This window comes from Arthrobacter sp. UYEF36, assembly GCF_040547025.1.
Taxonomy (GTDB): Bacteria; Actinomycetota; Actinomycetes; order Actinomycetales; family Micrococcaceae; genus Arthrobacter.
Window position 1 is genome coordinate 1 of sequence record NZ_JBEPOX010000030.1, and the last position, 1,453, is coordinate 1,453.

1 protein-coding gene is annotated in these 1,453 nt (G+C 63.8%); it reads left to right on the top strand.

The genetic code is table 11. From position 1 onward, the window contains the following. Window positions 1–230: 230 nt before the first annotated feature. Window positions 231–1,430: an IS110 family RNA-guided transposase gene (locus ABIB29_RS19955; RefSeq protein ID WP_354174779.1), complete on the top strand. Its 1,200-nt coding sequence runs from the start codon at window positions 231–233 to the stop codon at window positions 1,428–1,430. Window positions 1,431–1,453: the final 23 nt, after the last annotated feature.

The following is a 1,453-nucleotide window of genomic DNA, read 5'->3' on the forward strand; positions in this document are numbered from 1 at the left end:
CCCGTTACATTTATTGGGTCCCCGACCGACGGGGACATGGTCGCTGGACCCGGTATGACTTTCTCGCCCTGTCACTGATGATCCGGGGGGTGTTGTCGCCGGGTTCGGAGGCACTTGTTGACCGCTGATAGGGACACGGCCGGGCGGTAGCGCCCAGGTCTCTTTGTAACGTGGGTGCCGGCATCGGGTGTCGTGACTGCGGCCATATAGTGGTGCAAAGGAGCGCCGGTATGGATGAGGGATTCGACGTTTACTGCGGACTCGATGTTGGCAAGAGCGACCATCACGCCACCGCGCTGAACCGCGCCGGCGAACGTCTCTTTGACAAGCCGCTGCCGCAGGACGAAGCCCGGCTGCGGGAGCTTTTCATGACCCTGCAGCAGCATGGGAACGTGCTGATGATCGTGGACCAGCCGAACACGATTGGCGCGCTGCCCGTGGCAGTAGCCCGGGACTGCGGCTGCGAAGTCGCCTATCTGCCGGGCCTGGCGATGCGCAAAGCGGCGGACCTGTATCCCGGGAAATCGAAGACTGATGCCCGTGACGCGTTCATCATCGCCGAGACAGCCCGGGCGATGCCGCACACCCTGCGCGCGGTCGATCGTGACAGCGAGGTACTCACGGCGCTGAAGGTGCTCTCCGGGTTTGATACGGATCTGACCCACGAATGCACGCGGGCGATCAACCGGCTCCGGTCCCTGCTGCTGCAGATCTTCCCGGCCCTCGAGCGCGCCTTTCCCGGCACCGTCCTGACCCGTCCCCTGGTCCTGGAGCTGCTGATCAAATATGCGGGCCCGACCGGTCTTCGTGCCGCGGGACGAGGGAACGTGCTGCGCTGGGCCCGCAACCACAGCCGCAAAGACCCGACCGCGCTCATCGACGCAGTGTTCGCCGCCCTGGGCGAGCAGACGGTAACCGTCGCCGGAACCGAAGCCGTTGAACTCGTCATCCCGCGCGTCGCCGCCCAGATCAAGGAACTCAAACACCAGCGGACCATCGTGGCCGACGAAGTCGAAAAGCTCCTGGACGACTTCCCTCTTTCCCGGGTCTTGATGTCCATGCCGGGAGTCGGCATCAAGACCGCAGCGACGATACTCCTGACCATCGGCGACGCGGGCAGCTTCAAAACCTCCGGTCATCTCGCCGCCTATGCCGGCATCGCACCGGTCACCCGCCGCTCCGGGACCTCCATCCGGGGGGAATTCCCTGCCCGCTCCGGCAACAAAGAACTCAAGAACGCGCTCTTCAGGTCCGCCTGGATAGCCTCGTGCCATGACCCGCTCTCCAAGGCCTACTACGAGCGGAAACGCGCCGAAGGGAAGAAACACAACGCCGCCATCATCTGCCTCGCCCGGCGCCGCTGCGACGTGATCTTCGCCATGCTCAAAAACGGAACCTTCTACCTGGAAAAAACTCCTCAGGCAGCTTGACTAAAAGCATAGGGACACCCCCC